The 22616-nt window shown below is 45.1% G+C and carries 20 protein-coding genes; 19 read left to right on the top strand and 1 reads right to left on the bottom strand.

The genetic code is table 11. The features are described from left to right. The first annotated feature begins 21 nt into the window (after window positions 1–21). The 17 genes from accC to MHH25_RS19565 all read left to right on the top strand — a co-directional run bounded on the left by accC (window position 22) and on the right by MHH25_RS19565 (window position 17092). On the top strand, window positions 22–1365 hold the full coding sequence (gene accC, locus MHH25_RS19645; RefSeq protein WP_036614375.1) for an acetyl-CoA carboxylase biotin carboxylase subunit: 1344 nt from the start codon (window positions 22–24) through the stop codon (window positions 1363–1365). A gap of 217 nt (window positions 1366–1582) precedes the next feature. After that, the gene (locus MHH25_RS19640) at window positions 1583–1993 is read left to right on the top strand and encodes an Asp23/Gls24 family envelope stress response protein (protein WP_017687593.1); all 411 of its coding nucleotides are present in this window, start codon (window positions 1583–1585) and stop codon (window positions 1991–1993) included. A gap of 146 nt (window positions 1994–2139) precedes the next feature. After that, the gene (gene amaP, locus MHH25_RS19635) at window positions 2140–2679 is read left to right on the top strand and encodes an alkaline shock response membrane anchor protein AmaP (protein ID WP_017687594.1); all 540 of its coding nucleotides are present in this window, start codon (window positions 2140–2142) and stop codon (window positions 2677–2679) included. Between the two features lie 14 nt (window positions 2680–2693). Further along, window positions 2694–2927 carry a DUF2273 domain-containing protein gene (locus tag MHH25_RS19630; RefSeq protein WP_017687595.1) on the top strand — a complete coding sequence of 78 codons (234 nt, stop codon included), beginning with the start codon at window positions 2694–2696 and terminating at the stop codon, window positions 2925–2927. Between the two features lie 222 nt (window positions 2928–3149). Beyond that, on the top strand, window positions 3150–3602 hold the full coding sequence (nusB, locus tag MHH25_RS19625; protein WP_340017851.1) for a transcription antitermination factor NusB: 453 nt from the start codon (window positions 3150–3152) through the stop codon (window positions 3600–3602). Between the two features lie 117 nt (window positions 3603–3719). After that, complete coding sequence (folD, locus tag MHH25_RS19620; protein WP_076215789.1) at window positions 3720–4577, top strand: bifunctional methylenetetrahydrofolate dehydrogenase/methenyltetrahydrofolate cyclohydrolase FolD; 858 nt, start codon at window positions 3720–3722, stop codon at window positions 4575–4577. A 10-nt stretch (window positions 4578–4587) separates the two neighbouring features. Then, window positions 4588–5952, top strand: a complete 1365-nt coding sequence (gene xseA / locus MHH25_RS19615; protein ID WP_340017850.1) for an exodeoxyribonuclease VII large subunit — start codon at window positions 4588–4590, stop codon at window positions 5950–5952. After that, on the top strand, window positions 5942–6199 hold the full coding sequence (gene xseB, locus MHH25_RS19610) for an exodeoxyribonuclease VII small subunit (RefSeq protein ID WP_017687599.1): 258 nt from the start codon (window positions 5942–5944) through the stop codon (window positions 6197–6199). The genes xseA and xseB overlap by 11 nt, the downstream gene beginning before the upstream one ends. Then, complete coding sequence (locus tag MHH25_RS19605; protein ID WP_340017849.1) at window positions 6174–7097, top strand: polyprenyl synthetase family protein; 924 nt, start codon at window positions 6174–6176, stop codon at window positions 7095–7097. Before xseB ends, MHH25_RS19605 begins: the two co-directional genes overlap by 26 nt. A 283-nt stretch (window positions 7098–7380) precedes the next feature. Beyond that, window positions 7381–9288 (top strand): 1-deoxy-D-xylulose-5-phosphate synthase, encoded by a 1908-nt coding sequence (gene dxs / locus MHH25_RS19600; RefSeq protein WP_036614362.1) that lies wholly within the window; start codon window positions 7381–7383, stop codon window positions 9286–9288. Window positions 9289–9310: 22 nt separating this feature from the next. After that, window positions 9311–10156, top strand: coding sequence for a TlyA family RNA methyltransferase (locus tag MHH25_RS19595; RefSeq protein WP_076251028.1), 846 nt, complete (start codon window positions 9311–9313; stop codon window positions 10154–10156). A gap of 84 nt (window positions 10157–10240) precedes the next feature. Next, window positions 10241–10726 (top strand): hypothetical protein, encoded by a 486-nt coding sequence (locus MHH25_RS19590; protein ID WP_100527188.1) that lies wholly within the window; start codon window positions 10241–10243, stop codon window positions 10724–10726. A gap of 84 nt (window positions 10727–10810) precedes the next feature. Continuing rightward, entirely contained in the window at window positions 10811–11260 is a 450-nt protein-coding gene (gene argR, locus MHH25_RS19585; protein WP_017687604.1) for a transcriptional regulator ArgR, read from the top strand. A 277-nt stretch (window positions 11261–11537) separates the two neighbouring features. Continuing rightward, on the top strand, window positions 11538–13256 hold the full coding sequence (gene recN, locus MHH25_RS19580; protein WP_340017848.1) for a DNA repair protein RecN: 1719 nt from the start codon (window positions 11538–11540) through the stop codon (window positions 13254–13256). Window positions 13257–13376: 120 nt separating this feature from the next. Beyond that, window positions 13377–14705, top strand: coding sequence for a SpoIVB peptidase (gene spoIVB / locus MHH25_RS19575; protein WP_340017847.1), 1329 nt, complete (start codon window positions 13377–13379; stop codon window positions 14703–14705). 195 nt (window positions 14706–14900) lie between these two features. Further along, complete coding sequence (spo0A, locus tag MHH25_RS19570) at window positions 14901–15710, top strand: sporulation transcription factor Spo0A (RefSeq protein WP_036614349.1); 810 nt, start codon at window positions 14901–14903, stop codon at window positions 15708–15710. Window positions 15711–16135: 425 nt separating this feature from the next. Further along, the gene (locus tag MHH25_RS19565) at window positions 16136–17092 is read left to right on the top strand and encodes a GGDEF domain-containing protein (RefSeq protein WP_340017846.1); all 957 of its coding nucleotides are present in this window, start codon (window positions 16136–16138) and stop codon (window positions 17090–17092) included. A gap of 265 nt (window positions 17093–17357) precedes the next feature. On the opposite strand, the gene MHH25_RS19560 is transcribed toward MHH25_RS19565, so the two are convergent. Beyond that, window positions 17358–18161 carry a hypothetical protein gene (locus MHH25_RS19560; RefSeq protein ID WP_340017845.1) on the bottom strand — a complete coding sequence of 268 codons (804 nt, stop codon included), beginning with the start codon at window positions 18159–18161 and terminating at the stop codon, window positions 17358–17360. Between the two features lie 293 nt (window positions 18162–18454). Here MHH25_RS19560 and MHH25_RS19555 point away from each other — a divergent pair, with 293 nt between their 5' ends. Both MHH25_RS19555 and MHH25_RS19550 read left to right on the top strand, forming a co-directional pair. Further along, complete coding sequence (locus MHH25_RS19555; RefSeq protein WP_340017844.1) at window positions 18455–20341, top strand: AraC family transcriptional regulator; 1887 nt, start codon at window positions 18455–18457, stop codon at window positions 20339–20341. A gap of 175 nt (window positions 20342–20516) precedes the next feature. After that, a complete protein-coding gene (locus MHH25_RS19550; protein WP_340017843.1) occupies window positions 20517–22490 on the top strand; it encodes an AraC family transcriptional regulator in 1974 nt (657 codons plus the stop codon). Window positions 22491–22616: the final 126 nt, after the last annotated feature.

Here is a 22616-nt window from a genome sequence, read left to right as displayed (position 1 = left end):
TTCGAAGGAGGACAAAACGAAATGAAATTTCAAAAAATACTGATTGCGAACCGTGGAGAGATTGCGGTACGTATTATTCGTGCCTGCCGTGAAATCGGTATCTCAACGGTAGCCGTCTACTCGGAAGCGGACAAGGATTCTCTGCATGTTCGTCTTGCAGATGAGGCTTATTGTATCGGACCGACACTGTCTAAGGACAGTTACCTCAACTTCACAAACCTGATGAGTGTAGCTACGCTGACGGAATGTGATGCAATCCACCCTGGATACGGTTTTTTGGCGGAGAATGCTGATTTTGCGGAAATTTGTGAGTCTTGCAATATTACATTCATCGGGCCTTCACCCGAAGCCATTACCAAAATGGGAGACAAGGCTGTTGCCAAACAGACGATGAAAGATGCAGGAGTACCTGTTATTCCTGGATCAGACGGCCTTGTTGAAAATATGGATGAAGCCATCATGATTGCTAGAGATATCGGATATCCTATCATTATCAAAGCTACTGCTGGTGGCGGAGGTAAGGGAATTCGTATTGCCGAAGATGAAGAAACGCTGATTAAGCAGATTACCGCTGCTCAGCAGGAAGCACAAAAGGCATTTGGCAATGCAGGAGTATATCTGGAGAAATTCCTGACAGGTATGAAACACGTGGAAATTCAGATCATTGCTGATAAACACGGAAATGCAGCACATTTGGGAGAGCGTGATTGCTCGGTTCAGCGTCGTCGCCAGAAATTGGTAGAAGAAGCTCCGTGTCCGATTCTCTCCGAAGATGTGCGCACACTGATGGGTGAAGCTGCGGTACGGGCTGCCCTTGCTGTGGATTACTCGGGAGCGGGTACATTGGAGTTCCTGCTCAGCCCGAATGGCGAGTTCTATTTCATGGAGATGAATACGCGTATTCAGGTAGAGCACCCGGTGACTGAGATGGTTACTGGCGTGGATCTGATCCGTGAGATGATCTCGGTAGCTGAAGGCAACCCACTCTCATTCCGTCAGGAAGACGTGGTTATCAATGGCTGGTCCATTGAATGTCGTATCAATGCAGAAGATCCGGACCGTAACTTTATGCCATCACCAGGCAAAATCGGATTCTACCTTGCACCGGGAGGACCTGGCGTTCGTGTAGATAGTGCTGCTTATCCGGGTTATACCATTTCACCTTTCTATGACTCCATGATCGCAAAATTGATTGTGTGGGGAGCGAATCGTGAAGAGGCGATTGCCAAGATGAAACGTGCGCTTGGGGAATTTGCGATTGAAGGCATATCTACAACTATTCCTTTCCATCAGAAATTGCTGGAGCACCCAACGTTCATTCGTGGTGACTTTGATATCAAATTTCTTGAGGAAAACGAGATTTAAAAGGTATATTGGGCTTGTTTGTCATAATGTAGCCCAAATGATATAGTATGAATAATAAGAGCGCATGTCTCCTGCAAAGGATAAGCCCGCACCTCGCGGATGTTTGCAGGAGTTCCGGTAAAGCCGGACCGGAAGGGTTCTGAAGGTTGATTAACCTGAGTCCAGCGCCCTGACGGATGGCCGCAAACTTATCTCGCGAAAGGTGTGTTGAACAGTTATGAGTACACTACCGACTGAATTTGAACGAACGGATATCGGTGAAATCCAGATCGCACCTGAAGTTATTGAAGTGATTGCTGGATTGGCGACCCTTGAAGTGAAAGGTGTTGCAGGCATGAGTGGCGGATTCGCTGGCGGATTTGCTGAATTGCTTGGTCGCAAAAACCTTTCCAAAGGCGTTAAAGTTGAAGTGGGCCAACGTGAAGCTGCAGTTGATGTTTCCGTAATTATCGAGTACGGATACCGTCTGCCACAAGTAGCTACGGAGATTCAACAGAACGTGAAACGTTCCATCGAGAACATGACAGGATTGAATGTGAATGAAGTGAATGTGCACATTCATGACGTTCAGTTCAAGAGCACCGAGAAAGTGGAAGAGATCGACCTGAACAGTCAGCGCGTAAAATAAAAGAAGACAGATTCCCCCGGCATCATCTGCCGGGGGTTATCCCGTCTTGGACAGGTCTTCATTATAGCGAAAGCTAGATGAGGATCTGATTTTTTGCTAGTGAACAGGTTAAGTAATGTTAGTGAGCAAGGGAGGCTGTGCAGTTCGTGGCTAAAATACTGGATCGGCTTCTGTTGTTTATATACAGCATAAGCGTTGGAGCAATATCGGCAGCCGTCATTCTTCTGATTAGCGGTGTGCTGCCTTACGAATTGAATTACCAGCAGGAACAGAACGTTATTGTTGCGTCGGTTATTGCAGCAGCGATTTTGTTTATCCTGAGTTTGCGATTTTTCTACATCTCGGTTCGGCGTGAGCGTGCATCGTTGCCGTCTGTAGATCAACGTACTGAGTTTGGTGATGTACAGATTTCGATGGAGACGATTGAGAATCTCTGTTTGAAGGCAACTTCCCGTTTCCGGGGAGTACGTGATGTCAAGGCACGCATACGTGTGGTTGAGTCAGGACTGGAGATTATGATCCGTGCAGTAGTGGATGGTGAGACACCTATTCCTGCGCTGACTTCTGATCTGCAAAAGGCGATACATGATCATGTGCAAGAGATTACGGGCATCCCGGTTTCTTTTGTCACGGTGTATATCGCTAATGTAACCCAGTCGCCTAACTACAAGAGTCGAGTGGAATGAGGTGAGTTTCACTGATGCTGTGGAAAGAGATTTGGGATAGTCACAGAGGCCGAATTACCGGAATTATCGGCGGCATCTTTTTTGGATTTCTTTATGTATGGATCGGTTTTTGGGATATGTTGTTCTTTGCACTCTTGGTGTTCATCGGTTATACGTTAGGCAGACGAAGCGATTCGAAGCTGGGTTCGTCCATTCCCTGGAGGGAGTGGGGACAATGGCTGGGCGATCGCTGGCGTCCGTTTAAGTGACCTACCTGAACCCTGCAATATGTTTCTTCCGAAAATAGAGCTGTAGTTTAGGTTGCCCGTTTTTTGGAGGAAACGTATTGCAGGTTTTTTTGTGAAAAGGGATAACAATAACAATACCGTGTAAGCCATTGATCTAACCGATACAGGATTTGATGAGATGGATGCATGGATTATAAAATAAGCATGATGACGCTCCAGACGGAGCGCTGCAGGAGGCAGGACATGAAAAGACGTTTGGCAAGGGAAATTGCAGTACAAAGTCTGTATCAGATGGAAATGAATGAGGTGGGTGCAGCAGAAGCTGTAAACATGTTGATCAATGAAGCTGCTGAAGATAATGAAACCGAAGTAGTTATCCGCGATGCAGATGTAATGCGCACTTATGTTACTGAGATTGTACAAGGAGCATGGAACAATAAGGAAGCCATTGACGGTTTGCTTGTGGATTATTTGAAAGGTTGGCAGATCAGCCGTCTGTCACGTGTAGATCGCCAGATTCTACGACTGTCCACGTATGAAATGGTATTCCGTGAGGACATCCCGGCAAAGGTATCGGTCAATGAAGCGATTGAACTGTCCAAATATTTTGGTACAGAAGAATCCGGTAAGTTCGTCAATGGTGTACTTGGACGCATGATTCAGGAAGTTGACGCGATTAAAGCAAAATTATCTTAAGTTAAGATTAATTATAGTGTGTGTTCAAAAAGACCGGTTTTCAGTATCCTTCGTAATCAAAAGCGGGCTTTTTGAACAACCTCTAAATTTATATTCACATAAGGGAGAGAGAGTACAATGACAGCATCTATTATTAACGGTAAAGAAGTATCCCAAGAGATCCGCGCAAGCATGACAACAGAAGTAAAACAGCTTAGCGAACAGGGGGTAGTACCTGGTCTGGCTGTTGTGCTCGTCGGGGAAGATCCGGCATCCCAAGTCTATGTGCGTAATAAAGAAAAAGCTTGTCACGACCTCGGTTTCTACTCCGAAGTGCATCGCTTGGATGCAGATACGTCCCAAGAAGATCTGCTTGCGCTGGTGGACAAGCTGAACAATCAACAATCCATTAACGGAATTTTAGTTCAACTCCCACTACCGAAACATATCGAAGAGAAAGCGGTTATTGATGCAATTGCCGTGGATAAAGACGTAGACGGGTTCCATCCAGTCAATGTTGGTAATCTTGTTATTGGGGACGATAGTCTGCTTCCATGTACCCCAGCGGGTGTAATTGAACTGATCAAACGTACTGGATTGGAAATGTCCGGTAAACATGCAGTAGTCATCGGAAGAAGCAACATCGTTGGCAAACCGGTATCGCTGTTGCTGCAACGTGAGAATGCAACGGTAACCATGTGTCATTCCCGTACAGCCAACATGAAAGAAATTACACGCCAGGCGGACATTCTAGTTGTAGCCATCGGCCGTGCTAATTTTGTGGATGCTGATTTTGTGAAACCAGGTGCTGTTGTTATCGATGTCGGCATGAACCGTTTGGAGAATGGCAAACTGGCAGGAGACGTTGATTTCGAGAGCGTGAAACAAGTTTCTGGTCCAATTACACCCGTTCCTGGCGGTGTTGGTCCGATGACAATCACAATGCTGATGCAAAATACATTGATCGCTGCCAAGCGCGCTCACGGATTGGCCTAGGGTTTTGTCTGTGGCAGATCAAAAGGTCTACTCCATCAAAGACCTGAACCGATACATCCGGATGAAACTGGAATCGGATCAGGTCCTGTCGGACGTCTGGCTGCGCGGGGAGATTTCGAATTTCACACATCACTCCAGCGGCCATATGTATTTTACATTGAAGGACAAGGACAGCCGGATTAAGTCAATTATGTTTGCGTCCCATAACCAGCGATTACCCTTTGTACCGAAGGAGGGTGCAAGGGTTATTGCCCGTGGTAATGTCTCGGTGTATGAACGGGATGGGCAGTATCAATTCTATGCTACCCATATGCAACCGGATGGAATTGGAAGTCTGTATCTGGCTTACGAACAGCTGAAGAAAAAGCTTGAGGATGAAGGGTTATTTTCACCTTCGCGAAAAAGACAGATCCCTCGTTATCCACAGACCATCGGGGTTGTAACTTCACCGACGGGAGCGGCAGTGCGGGATATCATGATCACACTCCAGCGCAGATACCCTTCTGCCAAAGTTGTTTTATATCCTGTTCTGGTTCAAGGCAAGGGTGCAGCGCCTTCCATTGTTAAAGCGATTGGCAACCTGAACCGGATGGGAGAAGCCGATGTACTTATCGTTGGACGCGGAGGCGGTTCACTGGAGGAGTTGTGGGCCTTTAATGAGGAGATTGTGGCAAGAGCAATAGTCGCTTCGGATATTCCTGTCATTTCTGCGGTTGGGCACGAAACGGACTTCACTATTGCTGATTTTGCAGCTGATTTGCGTGCTGCTACACCTACAGCAGCTGCTGAATTAGCTGTACCTAATCGAGCTGAGTTGCTTGATCAGATCGGACAACGTCAGCGCCAGTTACAGCACAGCTTACGTCAGCGTGCTGTACATAATCGTGAACGGCTTGCAAGATTACAGCGTTCGCCAGTGCTGGTGCATCCAAGACGTACCTTGATGCAGCATACGGAACGACTGGATATGATGCACCAACGGCTTTTGAGAACAGTGGATACACGTATGAAATGGACAGGAGAGAAGCAGGAGCGTTTGCGGGCAGCACTGCAACGATTCAATCCTCGTGAGCAGGTCAATGCAGCACGCCGTGAGAATGCGGCAGCACGCAGACAACTTGAACTTGCGATCAGGTCTATAACCAGATCGAAGCAACAACAGTGGAAATCATCTGTGCGGCATCTGGATGCGCTTAGCCCGCTTAAAGTCATGTCACGGGGATACAGCCTTGTCTATGATGAGCAAGAACAGCGATTGATCAAGTCAACGAAGGATGTACAGCCTGGAGATTCAATTAAGATTAAATTAACAGACGGACAGCTGGACTGTCAGGTTTGGGGAATGAAGGAGGACGACAATACCCATGGCGAATGAACCGGAATTGAATTTTGAAGAGGCAATGGCGGCATTGGAAGACATCGTAGGTCAGCTGGAACATGGTGATGTTCCGTTGGAACAGGCCATCGATCTGTTTCAACGCGGGATGAAGCTTTCGCAACTTTGCGGTCTGAAGCTGGAACAAGTGGAACGTAAGATCGAGATGATCGTAGAAGAAGATGGAGAGCTTCGCAAGAAGCCTTTCGGAACTGCTGACGATGAGAGCGGTGAAGTCCATGAGTAATCGTCCTTCGTTTCAAGCATATCTCGAAGAGGTCACAGCTGAGGTGACAGAAGCGTTGAAACACACGCTTCCCGATCACTGGGATGTACCCCAATCGTTGACGGATGCGATGCAGTACTCACTAATGGCCGGAGGCAAACGCCTTCGTCCTCTTCTGGTCGTTGCTGCGGCGGAAGCCTTCGGCGCACAGCGTACAGCTGCAATGCCGGTAGCCTGCGCCGTGGAGATGGTTCATACGTATTCACTGATCCACGACGACCTGCCTGCTATGGATAATGATGATTACCGCAGGGGAAAATTAACGAATCATAAGGTATATGGTGAAGCAACAGCCATATTGGCGGGCGATGCGTTGCTAACTCATGCTTTTTATAGCATTGTTCAAGCGGGTCGTCGCAGCGGTGTGACGGCAGAGGCATTGCTGTCCATCGTAGAGGACATGTCCGAACTTGCTGGAGCAAGAGGTATGGTCGGCGGCCAAGTTGCGGATATGGAAGGCGAGCAAGGCATGACCGATCTTTCACAGCTCCAATATATTCATTTGCACAAAACGGGTGATCTGATTGTTTTCTCCCTCATTGCTGGAGCACGAATTGGTGGAGCAACGGAAGGACAATTGGAAGCCTTACGTGTGTTTGGCCGTGATCTGGGGCTGGCGTTCCAGATTCAGGATGATATTCTCGACCTGACGGGTGACGAGCAAAAGATGGGCAAGAAAACACAGAGCGATGTGAATCAACAGAAGGTAACGTATCCTTATTTTATTGGCATGGAGGCTTCTGTAGATGAAGTGAAATCCCTTACCCAATCTGCAAAAGATGCACTTGAAAGAGCCGAGTTACCTGATGCATCCAGATTGCTGGAAATTGCAGATTACCTGATGAGTCGTGACCATTAGAATCTGACGGAGCGATCTGTTTCAAAAACTATGTAACCGTGTAATGAATGTAATGTCCTTTTTCCGAGTGGATGGAAAAAGTCTGTCCCGAGTGGATGCGGGAATACATATGGAGAAGAATTTTAAATAACTTGCTGGCGAGAATGCTCGTTATCGGGAGTATAGTGCAGTAAATTATGATTCTTGTTCTTTTATGTTATAATGATTTAATGTCATTTGATTCATAATGTATATATCGATTTACAACAATAACTAAACAATCTAGGAAAGCGGGGAGATTCTCGTGCTGCTTCCACAAATTAAACAACCCAGTGATCTAAAGTCGATGTCTCAGGATGATCTTGCCCTTTTGTCGGCAGAGATCCGGCAGTTTCTGATTGAGAAACTGTCTGTTACAGGTGGGCATCTCGCACCCAACTTAGGCGTGGTTGAGCTCACGGTAGCCCTGCATTACTGCTATAACAGTCCAGCAGACAAAATGATTTTTGATGTAGGGCATCAGGCTTATGTGCATAAAGTCCTGACAGGGCGTATGGATCGCTTTGATACATTGCGTCAACATAACGGCCTGTGCGGGTTTGTCAAACGCAACGAAAGTGAACATGATGTATGGGAAGCTGGACACAGCAGTACTTCATTGTCCGCTGCGATGGGGATGGCCCTTGCACGTGATCTGAAGGGTGAGGACAACCAAGTCATCGCGATGATTGGTGATGGAGCGCTTACTGGTGGCATGGCTTTTGAAGCCCTCAATCATATCGGTCATGAGCAGAGAAAACTGATGGTTATTCTGAATGATAATGAAATGTCCATTGCTCCAAACGTTGGGGCCATGCATAAATATTTGAGCAAGATTCGTTCGGATCGTCATTATCTGAAAGCAAAAGATGATGTTGAGGGGATGCTTAAAAAAATTCCTGCTATTGGAGACCGTTTGGCCAAATCGGCAAGCTGGATCAAAGATAGTGTCAAATATATGATGGTACCAGGTGTTCTTTTCGAAGAACTGGGCTTCACGTATTTGGGACCGATTGATGGGCATGATATTCCCAAATTGATCGAAACCTTCAAACAGGCAGATAACGTTGATGGCCCTGTGCTCGTTCACGTGCTCACGACCAAAGGCAAAGGTTATCAGCCAGCAGAAGCCGATTCGCACAAGTGGCACGGGATTTCTCCGTACAAAATTGAATCCGGTCAAGTGCTGAAGGCAGTCGGAAAACCGATGTACACGGAAGTGTTCGGTCAAACGTTAATTGATCTTGCGAAGCAGGATAAGCGGGTCGTAGCGGTAACGCCAGCAATGCCTACAGGATCAGGTCTTATTCCGTTCAGTAAGGAATTTCCCGATCGCATGATTGACGTAGGTATTGCAGAACAGCACGCGGCGACCATGTGTGCTGCACTGGCTATGGAAGGTTTGAAGCCGGTCTTTGCCGTGTATTCTACGTTTATGCAACGTGCTTATGATCAGATTGTACATGATATTTGCCGTCATAACGCCAACGTGATGTTTGCCATTGACCGTGCCGGGTTTGTTGGTCCGGATGGGGAAACACATCAAGGGGTATACGATGTGGCATTTATGCGCCATATTCCAAATATCGTTCTGATGATGCCAAAAGACGAAAATGAATTGCGTCATATGATGAAAACGGCGCTTGATTATAATGAAGGTCCAATTGCTTACCGTTATCCACGAAACAATGTGGTCGGTGTACCTTTGGATGATGTACTTGTTCCGATTCCAATCGGATCATGGGAGCAACTGCGTCCATCCGAGGGATATGCTGTCATCGCTTCAGGTTCGATGGTGCAGCTTGCAGAAGAAGCAGCAGAGATGGTGAAGCGGGAAGGTATCACAGCAGGCGTAATCAACGCTCGCTTCTTGAAACCTCTTGACGAGCAAATGTTGCGTGATTTAGCTGTTCGAGGCACCAAATTGATTGTACTTGAAGAAACATCCCAAGCAGGCAGCATGGGTAGTGCAGTTCTGGAGTTTTATGCAGAACAGGGACTACATGATGTTCATGTACAATTGATGGGGATTCCGGATCGCTTCATCGAGCATGGCAGTATTAAGGAACAACGTGAGGAAGTGGGTCTTACCGTTGAAAATGTATGTGCTGAACTGCGCAAGATGGCTGTTCAATCATCTTACGGCATACCCAAAACACGTTTTCCTTCGTAAATTTACATGATAGGAGACAGACATGTCACTCCCGAAAGAACGAATTGATGTTCTGCTGGTTGAGCAGGGCTATTATGAAAGTCGTGAGAAGGCAAAAGCTGCAATCATGGCTGGACTGGTATATGCCAATAATGAGCCGATCGAAAAGGCGGGCATGAAAATTCCAAGGGAAGCCGAGCTGAAAGTTAAAGGCTCGGTACATCCCTATGTCGGTAGAGGCGGATTGAAGCTCGAAAAAGCGATCCGTCATTTTGGCCTTGATATGAATGGACTTGTCATGCTCGACATTGGTTCATCCACCGGTGGATTTACGGATTGTGCACTTCAGCATGGCGCATCTCACGTCTACGCTATTGATGTGGGCTATAATCAGCTCGATTGGTCTTTGCGTAATGATGAGCGGGTTACTGTTATGGAACGAACTAATTTCCGCTATGTGACTCCTGAAGATCTGACGGGACCCGTGCCGAACTTTGCGAGCATTGATGTGTCGTTCATTTCACTGCGAATCATATTGCCGCCACTTCTGGCTCTTTTGAAACAACCTGCAGATATCGTTGCATTGATTAAACCTCAATTTGAGGCAGGGCGTGAAAAAGTAGGCAAGTCCGGTGTGGTACGTGATACGAAGGTACACAAGGATGTATTGCAGACAATGCTTCATTTTTCCAGTCAACTTGGTTTACATCTGCAGAGTTTAACTTTTTCACCGATAACGGGTGGAGAAGGTAATATAGAATTTCTCGCACATTGGCGTCTGGAAGCACCAGAGGCAACACAACCAGAGATCGATCCAGCTTCACTTGACGCACTTGCGGAGCAAGTTGCAAAGGAAGCAGCTCATACATTTACGGGAAACTCATCATAAGATGGGTTTCTTTTCGCTGGAAAGGTGATTGACGTAAAGGGAAATCATTACTGAACCTCGAATATGTCTTCGAGGTGAGCGATAATGGATGGTCAATATGACACAATCTTTATAGGTGTACTTGCTGTCTGTTTGATCTTGTGGCTGTTCTTTGGCTTGCGTAATTGGGTGAACCGACCGACGCCGGTAAGCTTGTCTGGAATGAAACTGAACGTGAAGATTCAAGATTCCCCGGCCTTGGATTTGCTTGAAGCACAGGGCTACGAAGTCATCGGTGGGAAAATGAAAGTCCCTCTGGCTTTTGAGGCCAATGAATCCGTTTATTACAGCAGATTATTCATTGATTATGTTGCAGAACGTGAGGATCTCAGATACCTCGTGAAAACGTCTCGTCGCAGACAGCCAATCGATATGACCGGTCCTGCGCTAAGGGATCGCTTCCTCAATTATCTGTTGTTATATCCTGGCTGTGAAGGATTGCTGTATGTTGACGTGGAGGATTCCGATATTAAGTTAATCAGGCTCATGGACTATCAGGAAGATGTGTATGATGGGGATGATCTGGACTAATATAAAAGAATGAACATTGCAGGGCAAAGTCTGCGGCGAATTACAAATGCTGCTTTATTGCAATACATCTAACTGGAGGCATATATGAAAGGACAAAGGCACATCAAGATTCGTGAAATCATTAGTCAAAATGAAATTGAGACCCAGGATGATCTGGTTGAAGCACTACGCAAATCAGGTTTTCAGGTGACTCAGGCGACGGTATCCCGGGATATCAAGGAACTTCTGTTAATCAAGATTCCGATGGATGACGGAAGATACAAGTACTCTTTACCGACAGATCAACGATATAATCCGATTCAAAAGTTGAAGCGTGCACTTGTTGACAACTTCTTGCACATTGATCACACAAACAATCTGGTTGTGATGAAATGTTTGCCAGGAACAGCCAACTCCATTGCAGCTCTGCTTGATAATATTGAGTGGAATGAAGTCATGGGCACGATCTGTGGAGATGACACCATTCTGATTATCTGCCGGACTGAAGGTAACAGTGTGACCGTTATTGAGCGAATCATGGGTTATATTGCTTAAAGTGCGTGTTCAAAAAGATCGGTTTTCAGTACCGAGAAGATGGGATGAAGCTAGAAATGGAGTAGCGGAGCGTAGGGAAACTACGTGAGCAACTGCAATGTTTCCGAAGGAAACATACTTCGTAAGCATCCCACTTATTTCGGCTGAATTCCATATTCGATGCTGATGATGCCACCAGGCATCCTTCGTAATCAAAAGCGGACTTTTTGAACAACCTCTTGAATCAATGGTTCAAAAACATAATATCTGAGTTAGTCATCCGGAGGTGTTTTTGCAGATGTTAGTTACGTTATCGATTCGTAATCTGGCTGTGGTGGAAGAAGTGGATGTTGTATTCCACCCGGGATTCCATGTACTTTCAGGGGAAACGGGTGCAGGTAAGTCGATTATTATAGATGCACTTGGCTTAATTGCCGGTGGACGCAGTTCAGCTGATCTGATCCGGTACGGATGTGAGAAGGCAGAGATGGAAGCCTTGTTCGAGATGGAGCAGAGTCATCCGGTATGGCAGACATTAGAGAAGCTGGGTATCCATTGTGAGCCTGAAGAGCATCTGGTCATTCGACGTGAACTGAACACACAGGGGAAGAGTACATCCCGCATTAATGGTCAATTGGTCAATCTCACCATGCTGCGGGAAGTAGGCGAGAAGCTGATCAATATTCATGGACAACATGAACATCAGAGTTTGCTGCGTGCAGAGAGCCATCTGGGGCTTCTCGATACTTATGGCTCGGAAGTCATCGGACCTGTCAAAGCGACGTATCAAGAGCGTTACAGCAAGTTTATCACGGCGGAAAAAGAACTGCGTGCGCTTCAGGAGTCCAGTCAGCGTGCATATCAACTCTTGGACATGTATCGCTTTCAGCTTGAGGAGATCGCAGCAGCAAGCCTTACACAAGGCGAGGATGAATTACTCGGGGAAGAACGGGTCAAACTATCCCATAGTGAGAAAATGATGGACAGTGTTGCTGGTGCATATGATCTCCTCAGTGGTCAACGCGGACTTGAAGCTGTGAGCATTGCTCTTTCAAGAATTGAAGATATTTCTGGATATGATAGCAAAGGACTGCAACCAATCGTAGAACAGCTGCAATCCGCATTTTATCAATTGGAAGATGCAACATTTCAGTTAAGGGATTACCGGGAGAAGATTGAATTTAATCCGGCAAGGCTGGAAGAAGTGGAGCAAAGGCTGAATCTGATTTCTGGCCTCAGACGGAAATACGGGGACAGTGTTGAACTTATTCTGAGTTATTATGATCAGATTAGCCATGAAACCGACCAACTGGAGAACAAGGACGAACGGCTGGAGAAATTGCGAGCTGAACGTGACAAAATGCTTAACCTTGTGATGGAGTCTGCTGAAGAGCTCAGCAAGGTTCGTAAACAATGCGCCGAGGAACTAGCTGCACAGGTGGAAAGCGAGCTCAAGGATCTGCAAATGGAGCGGACTACACTGCGTGTTCAGATTACTCCTTTTGAAGATCCGAAGGGTATTGAATGGAATGGACGCCGTATTCGTCTGAATCGTCATGGTGCGGACAATGCGGAATTCCTGATCTCACCAAACCCGGGTGAGCCATTACGACCACTTGGCAAAATTGCTTCAGGTGGTGAGTTGTCCAGAATGATGCTGGCGATGAAGAGTATCTTTGCGCGACATGACCGGATACCTGTGTTGATTTTTGATGAAGTTGATACCGGAGTTAGCGGTAGAGCAGCTCAATCCATTGCGGAAAAACTGTTCCGCTTGTCTTCGACTTGTCAGGTTTTCTCAATAACTCACTTACCACAAGTGGCTTGTATGGCAGATCATCAGTATCTCATTGAGAAGCATGTCTACGATGGACGGACGATGACGCAGGTGGAATCGCTGTCAGACGAAGGCAGAGTGAAGGAATTGGCACGTATGCTGGGCGGCGTGGAAATTACAGAAAAAACGCTGCATCACGCACAGGAAATGCTGAATTTGGCGGAAGCCAAAAAAGGGTGAAACGGACGGCTGGCGTAATGATTGACAGTAATAAAAGCCTGGGGGCGAGGTTATCTTATAGGTACGCAATTGGCGACCACCTTTCGTCAAGCGAAAGAAGCAAAGGGAGTGTGACAGCCATTGAATTCCCCCCTCAGGAAGAAATTGCTAGGTCTTTTATTTGCCTTCTTTCTTTGTGTGATTAGCCAGGCCATTCAGCCTGTGCAAAGTTATGCTTCACTGCCGGATGAATTGCAGGTGTTTGCTGGCAGGCAAGCGGATGTCCGGCTCGCTGTACCTGCTGTTTCAAGCGCCGTTGTAGATCGTCCTGATATCGTTGGTTTGGATGATCAGGCAGCGATGCATGTTACCAGGCAACAACCTTTGCATCTTCACCCTCAACAGACGGGACATGCCAAATTAACGTTGAAGTTGTGGGGTAAAATTCCGGTCAAAACAGTCCATGTGAATGTGATACCGGATTTGCGTGTTGTACCCGGGGGACAAACGATTGGCGTCAAGGTTAAATCGGCAGGCATTCTGGTGGTTGGACATCATCTGGTCCGTTCGGGTCAGGATGAGCGTGTATCGCCCGGAGAAACAGCGGGCATTAAGCTCGGAGATCTGATTACGCATATGGATGGAAAACGTCTGGATGGCGTAGCAGGTGTCTCTGAAGCCGTTGAACTTGCAGGGAAAAGTAAAAAAGGTATTGATGTTGTGTTAAAACGGGGCAAGGAAACGGTGAAGACACGATTAACTCCGGCGTATGACTCCGAGGATCAAGCGTGGAGGCTTGGATTGTACATTCGTGATTCTGCAGCCGGTGTTGGCACACTTACCTTCTATGCACCCGATCAGGGCGTATATGGCGCACTGGGCCATGTCATTACAGATATGAACACACAAACATCTATTGTTGTGGGTAGTGGTCAGATCGTTCAATCCAATGTGACGTCCATTTCTAAAAGTGAGACCGGTGATCCGGGTGAAAAACGTGCTCATTTCCTCAAGGAAAGCAAAATTTTGGGCAATATTGAACGTAATACGGCTTTTGGTATCTTTGGTAAAATGTCCGGAAATCCTGAGCACAGTTTGTATTCGAAAGGCATTCCCGTCGCTTTTTCTCATGAAGTAAAGGAAGGACCGGCCGAAATACTTACCGTGGTTGACGGTCAACAAGTTGAACGCTTCTCCATTGACATTGTTCATGTGGCAGATCAAACCGAACCAGCAACAAAAGGTCTGGTGCTTCGAATCACGGACCCGAAACTGCTGGATAAGACCGGAGGTATCGTTCAAGGGATGAGTGGCAGCCCCATTGTACAAAATGGTAAATTGATCGGTGCAGTTACTCATGTATTCGTGAATGATCCAAAATCGGGTTACGGTTGCTTCATTGAATGGATGTTACAAGATGCTGGCGTTATGATGAAAAAGGAAAACGAAAAGAACCTCAAGGCTGGCTAAACAGCCCTGAGGTTCTTTTTTGTCGAAAGCAAACATAATATATCGGATAATGAAATAAATTATTTATTATATAGGATCAAGAAAAAAAAATAAAGAAAAATAATTTTCGACAGGAGGAATTTAACTGGCTGTGTCGAAAATTAAACGTGTAAGGAAATGTACGAAACGATGTTTAATTTAAAGGAGGATACCGTTTTGCAAAAAATTGAGGTATTGCTGGCCGATGATAATCGTGAATTTACGAATTTGCTTGCCGAATATATATCTGAGCAGGAAGATATGGAAGTAACCGGTATTGCATACAATGGAGAAGAAGTACTGCAATTGCTGGAGCAAACTCGGGATGTGCCGGATGTATTGATTCTGGATATTATCATGCCTCACCTGGACGGACTGGGTGTGCTTGAGCGCTTGCGCGACCTGAACCTGTCTCCACAGCCTAAAGTCATTATGCTTACGGCATTCGGACAAGAGAATATCACACAGCGTGCCGTGCAACTCGGAGCTTCTTATTATATTCTTAAGCCGTTTGACATGGAAGTGCTTGCGAATCGTGTGCGTCAACTGGTGGGAACACAGACGGCGATGTCCACAAGCAGCGGATCATCCATGTTCATGAAATCATCCAATGTTGTGCCAATGGGCAAACACAAAAATCTGGATGCAAATATTACGTCCATCATACATGAAATCGGCGTTCCTGCGCATATTAAAGGATATCAGTATTTGCGCGAAGCGATTACGATGGTGTATAACAATATCGAAATTTTGGGAGCCATCACCAAAACACTGTATCCGGCGATTGCCGAAAAATTCAAAACCACGCCGTCCCGCGTCGAACGTGCCATCCGTCATGCCATTGAAGTGGCATGGACTCGCGGTAACATCGACAGCATCAGCCACTTGTTTGGTTATACAATCAACATCAGCAAGTCGAAACCAACAAATAGCGAGTTCATCGCGATGGTTGCTGACAAGCTGAGAATTGAGCATAAGGTAAGCTGAAAGGGTCAGGAGTAGTGAGCTGGCAAGTATAGTTTGGATTCGAATTTGATTCTAGACAAATGGATTTTTGGCGGCCTATATCTGAATTCGTTCATTTCATGCCGATAAACTTTTGTAATATATGCCAACGAATACCGTCATTTATTGGATTAAAGATATCCAGTAAATGACGGTATTTTTGCATAACGAAATAACACAGAACATGATGATGAAATTTAGTGTTGCATGATTGCTTCAGAATTTTGAGATCAAGCATTAAAATAAGCTCACTATAGCAAAGTTTAGAAAAGGAAATATTTCATAAACTTTTACCCTCAGTTAACGCTTTTTCAAGTAGAAAGTGGTACGATGTGACCATTGACAAAGACCTACATATATATTTGAAAAGTTCGGATAAGATGCTACGAACAGAGGAGTAGAATAGTATGTTTACGCAAATAGGCGAGATTGCTGAACCAATTCCTGTAGTACAATCTGATACAAAATGTGATATCGTCTATCATCTTTTCAAGTCCAATCCTAGTCTGGAAGGTATAGCTGTTATGGGGGAGAAGGGTGTGTCATTAATGATGCGGCCCCGATTCTTTCAGCAGATTGGTACCCAGTATGGCTATAATCTGTACATGGGACGTCCTGTAGAACTGGTGATGAACACGCAGGCACTAGTTGTGGATTATTCGGAACAGATTACAGATGTCAGTGTTCTTGCCATGGACCGAGATGAAGGGGAAATATATGATCTTGTGTTGGTCACGTCAGGAGAAAGTTTCTTTGGCGCTGTGAGTATTCGGCGTTTGCTACTCGCTGTTGCTGATGTACGGGCTGAAATGGCGATTTTTATGAACCCGCTGACTGGTCTTCCTGGTAATCATATTATAGATGAAAGGCTGTCTCAGGCTCTTCAGATGGACCAATTTAGCGTACTGTACGTTGATCTCGATCAATTCAAATCCTACAATGATAGCTACGGCTTCAAAATGGGGGATCAGCTTATTCAGGCGACAGCTAACTTGCTTCGCAAGCTATTTGTTCCCCCTGAAGCCTTTCTTGGACATATCGGTGGTGATGATTTTATTACAATCCTGAATCACCATGATTACAAATATATTAGTGAGGAAGTCATCTCAGGTTTTGAGGAAATGAAAAGGACGTTTTACAACGAACATGATTGGCATCATCAATATGTTCTGGGGGAAGGACGTTCCGGGCTAAATCGGCCCATTCCTCTTGTGTCGGTATCCATCGCCGTTGTAACCAATAGCAAGCGAAAATATGAAAACATAGATCAGATCATTGATGAGGCCACACGCATCAAAAAAGGTTGTAAAGCGATTGCTGGAAGTATCATCTGTGCAAATGATACCGCCACTACTCCGTGCTAGAAATAAAATTTCGAGAACGTAGAGGACAGAGAGGACCTGAAGATGTTTGTCTAAAAGCTTTCTGTAAGAAAGCTTCTTCGGAAGCTGAGGCTTCGCCTCTATACCCATAACGTTAAAATACAGAAAAACCGCTACTTATCAGGAGTTAGTCACCTGTAATAGCGGTTCTATCATTGGATGCGAGTCAAAGGTTGTGTAGCAAACGAGCCACTTTAATCTTTAAACCCATTATGTATACATATAAGTATGTTTGATCAATGCGTACTCAGATTCGAATATCAACGGATGGATATGAAGCAGCAGGAGATGTAGAAGCCGTAGTTTGCGGACCATTTCCTGATTCCTGATCTGTGGTTCCGCCATCTGATGGGTGCTCCTTACTTCCCGTTTTCTTTCCTTCGTTTACTTCCTGATCATCTTCTCCAGATGTTGCAGAGATAGGTGGTTGTACTCCATTTTTAGGTGCGGGCTGATGAATCTCTTCCACCAGTTCCCCAATCTTCTGATTAACCTTGTTTAACTGGGAGTTGATGTCCTGGACGGTCTCTCGCTTTGCCTGAAAGACGGTGCGTTCTGAATTTTCCAGCATCATTGATTTGCCTATATCTTTGTCTGCATTGATCTCCAGAACAAGTCGGTCGAAGCGGGTTTCTCCTTCGGTGGTCTGAATGGAGCCCTGCATGCGATCACGCAAACCGACCAGCTTACCCAATTGATCATAAGTCTGACTATGCTTGATCAGGTGATCGAGTGAAGGGGCTTGTGCCTCGTCGGTTGGTTTGGGTTGTTGCTGTTGAGTCTTTTCCGGCTGTCTTAATTTGTTCTTTTCTTGCAATTCTTCAGCTTTAATTTGGGCAATCTGGCTGTCGATCTGGGAAATGGAGCTTGTTAGGGATTTGATTCGCTGAGCTTTGGTTTTAGTATCCAACTCGTCATTGGTTTTTACACCTTGCATTTCTTCATTGAGCCGGATCTTCTGCTGCATGAGTCCCTGAATTTCTTTATCCCGATTGGAGACTTGATTCCCGGGAGTGAAACTGCTTTTGGTTGCAGATGAGATTGAATTCATATCCTCTGTTCTCCTTCTCCGCTTTATCATGGTTCTATTTACATATATCGGATGTTAAGAGAAGGATTTGAATAGCTCTTTTTTCTTCTGAATGGATTCATTGAGATCGGTTGTATTGCGTACTTCATCATAATAATTGATAATGGTTATCAATAAGTGAGTGGAAGTTCAGACACAATCTATGTAGACGGAGATGGGTTAGCAAAATGTGGAATGATTATTATATCCTCTGGAACTATGCTGCGGTGAGTATAACAGATATCCGTTATATGGAATTAGAGGCGTATGAAAAGATGAAATACAAATTTCCGACAAGTACCTTTGTACTCACCATTCAAGGTGATGCTGGAGTGACGATTGACAATCAAACATATGAAGTGAGTCGCTTTTATATTATCCATGGGGGAAAAGGGAGTAAGTTGGTGATTCAAGCAGGCGAATCCGGATTGCGCCTATATTACTTGATGTACAAAGCAAACCTGCCTAGTGGAGGGAGAAACGATCTGGGAAGGTTAATGGAGCGTATCAATCCGTTCCAAATGAACTATGGCTTTACCCCCGATATGCCAACCATTTTATATGAGCAATTGAAACAGATGCACTTTTTGTGGGATCAAAAGAACCCTATTCAGCACTTTCAGGCCAAGAGTTTGTTCTATGCATTTGTGGAGCAGATCTCATCACAGATTCCTCGTATATCCAATCGTTATCCAAGTATTATGGATCAGGTCAGCAAAGTCATTGAAATTGTAGAGTCTTCGTACACCCAGCCACTTACACTTCATGTTTTGGCAGAAATGATTGGCACCAGCCCAAGAAGTTTGTCACGCAAGTTCAAGCAGTCGACTGGAACCAGTCCCATCGATTATCTGATTCAGTTTCGTTTGTTCAAAGCCAAAGAGATGTTGCTGCAAACGGACGCCACGTTGGATGAGATCGCTGTAGGAATCGGTTATCCGGATGGATATTATTTGGGGCGTATGTTCAAAAAACATACAGGTCTTTCTCCTCTGCAATTTAAAGAAAAGACCTCAGCAGCTCTAAATTGGCCTGATCTGACATCAGGTGTGGCGCGAAATGACATTTTCAGAGGTGGAAGTGGAAGGTATGTTTATACTGATGGTGATAATCATTATCAATATAAGCATGGAGGGTCAATAAATATGAACAGACAGACAAGAACGGGAATGTTGCTTAGCATTATACTAAGTCTTACGTTACTGCTAAGTGCCTGCTCAACAGGTGTTGCCAGTAATTCGAGCGGGGATGCATCCGGAAGCAATAGCACGTCAAGTTCCACGAAGACAGTAACGGCGGAGAATCAAAGCAAGTCATCTGAACCACGTATAATCTCAACGGTGAAGGGAGATATTACAATCCCGGCTGAACCTAAACGGATTGTGGTTGACTTGTATCTGGGAAGTCTGATCGCCCTGGGGATTAAACCTGTGGGTACACCCGAGATGAACCTGAAAAATCCTTATTTTATCAAATCACTTGAGGGTGTGCAGAATATTGGTGAATATGAAACCATCTCTCTCGAAAAGGTGTTGGAGCTTGAACCGGATCTCATTGTGACAGGTAATCCTGATTTATTTGATTCCTTTAGCAAAATTGCACCTACCTTGGTGGTACCTTATGGCGAACTGAAAAACACCCACGAAGAAATTGCCTATTTCGGTGAAGTCCTGAATAAAGAAAAAGAATCTGAGGCATGGTTAACCGATTATGACGCAAGAATTGCAGATGCCAAGAAACGTGTTGGTGAGGCAATTGATCCGCAGGCCGAGGTGTCGGTCATGCAGTTCTATGATAAAGCACCGTTGGCCTTTGGTGATAATTTTGGTCGGGGAGGTCAGGCAGTCTACAGCGCGCTTGGTTTGAATCCTCCTGCAGATAAAAAAGAGATTTTAATGAAGGATCAACTGGTTGAAGTTTCATCGGAAGCGATTCCTGAGTTCGCCGGAGACTACATCATTCTAACAGCAGATAATCTGACCCTGGAAGAGTTGAAATCGAAACCGGTCTGGAGTTCACTGGATGCGGTTAAAAATGATCGTGTGTTTATCTGGAGCCCGGATCGTTCATGGTACTTTGACCCGATTGCAACATTGGATCAAACAGAGGAATTGGCCGCGTGGTTTACGAAGATCTCTGAAAAAAATAAGCGTAACAAGTGATGGATGAGATGAAATCCAATTCCACTCTAAATTTCAGTTGATAATGAAAATTATTATCATCTATAATAAAGGTACATTAGTGAACCTCTGCTACGCATATGTTATCGGATGTGTGGCAGAATGATGACCTTGTAAGGCCTTTGTTCCGGGTGAGGCTGGGATTGGAGAGTATTCAATGCAATTAGATGAACAGATGAAATGCTGGAATCATGCCGCTGTTAAGGTTCTGGATATACGCCGAATCGTTATGGAGGCAGGGACACAACTGAGTTCCTACACACTTCCGGCAAATGGTTTTATATATACGATTCGAGGATCGGCTGTGCTTCAGTTGGATGGGCAAACATACAAGGCAGAGCGGTTCTACATGCTTCATGGAGCCAAAGGATCTTCACTGGATATCCAAACCAACGAAGATTTCGAATATATTCTGCTCTATTACAGAGCATTCCTTGCCTTTCCTAGTTATCGCAAAAAGTGGTTATTGGTACAGCCGGAAGTTGCACCGTTCTCTTTGCAATATGGATTTACGCCAAGTAGTCCGCTGGGGTTGTTACGTTACCTTGATGAGCTTGAGGGTGCATGGATTCAATCTGGCAGTCTGGATCTGCTTCATACAAAAAGTTTATTTTACCAGTTCATTCATGAAATAATGGTTCAATTGGCAGAGCAGGAGATCAAAACAGAGCTTGCTGACCCGGTGAAACAAACACTTCGTTATATCCAGAATCATTATAGGGAACAGGTCACGCTTGATTTCCTGGCTGAACAGTTCAACTACAGCTCCCGACATTTATCCATGCAATTCAAACGACAGACGGGTCACAGTCCCATTGATTATTTAATTCAGACCCGAATCGCCAAGGCTCGGAATCTGCTTGTACGATCTGATGCAACGCTGAGTGAAATTGCAGCAGAAGTGGGTTATTCGGATGTGTATTATTTTAGTCGTATCTTCAAAAAACATGTGGGAATCTCTCCGATTCAGTATCAACGAAAGATAAGAGAAGAAGCGAGAACAGAGGATCGTCCATTGGTAATCTCTGAATCGTCCATTGGCCGAAGATGGAAGTCGGGATATATTGATTATGAGAATCATTATCAATATATAGACGGAGGGTCTACACCGATGAAAAGAAGAAAAACAAGTTCCAGTATGATTATGGTTGCATTATTGAGCATAACGATGCTCCTCGCAGCCTGCTCTTCAGGTACAGCAACAACACCAGCAGCTGGCGAAGGAACGGGTGCCAGTTCCAATAACAGCAGTACGGCAGTATCATCCGACACAGGAAGCCAGACGAACAAAGACAATGAAACACGCACGGTCTCAACGGTTAAGGGTGACGTAGTTGTTCCAGCGAATCCAAAACGGGTTGTTGTATTGTATCTCCAGGGGGATGTTGTCGCACTTGGAGTTAAGCCAATCGCTACCTCAGATGTATATGACGGGGCTGCATACAAGGGTGAGCTAGAAGGTGTAAACGCATTGGGTACCTGGTTTGAACCGAATCCTGAAGCTGTCATTGATCTTGATCCGGATCTGATCATTGTTCCTTCAGAAGAGACCTATACGTTATTAAAAGATATTGCACCTACGGTATATATTCCGTATGAGAAATTGACTACAGAAGAGAGACTTCATGATATAGCAAGTATCTTTGGCAAAGAGCAGGAAGCCGAGACGTTAATCACCAATCTCAACAACAAAGTCGAAGAAAGTAAGAAAACTCTTGCAGATGCAGGCATACTGGACAAAACAATCTCCATTGTGGAGGGTGGTTTGAAAGGTATGGTTATTGTAGAGAGCAAACAATTTGGCCGTGGATCTCAGGCGGTATATGAGTACTTGGGAATGAAAGCACCTGAAGTCGTACAGAAAAAAATCGACGTGGTTTCGGACGCGGCAGGCTCCACGATCTCCATGGAAGTCCTTCCTGAATATATTGGAGACTATGTGTTTCGCTCGGTATATGAAGGGGCAGATAACTTGACAGATAATCCAATATGGAGCAGTATCCCAGCGATCAAGGAAGGTCGTCTGATTGAGATTGATTTCGATTTCTTCTATTATTCGGATATCTATTCAATTAATAAACAACTTGATTTTGTCGTTGAAAAGCTGTTGGCGGCTCCAAGAGCGCAATAATAAAGAGCAGATGTGTTCGTAGAATTTTTGTACAAGAAATGTTTGTTTTTTAGCCATTGTATTTTGATAAGATTACCATTACACTAGGATTTAAGTGATAATGAGAATCGATATCAAATACTCGAT

The sequence above is a fragment of the Paenibacillus sp. FSL H3-0457 genome (assembly GCF_037981725.1).
In the GTDB taxonomy this organism is placed as follows: Bacteria; Bacillota; Bacilli; order Paenibacillales; family Paenibacillaceae; genus Paenibacillus; species Paenibacillus amylolyticus.
The sequence above is the reverse complement of the archived record's forward strand: the minus strand, read 5'-3'. Positions and strand labels throughout refer to the sequence as shown.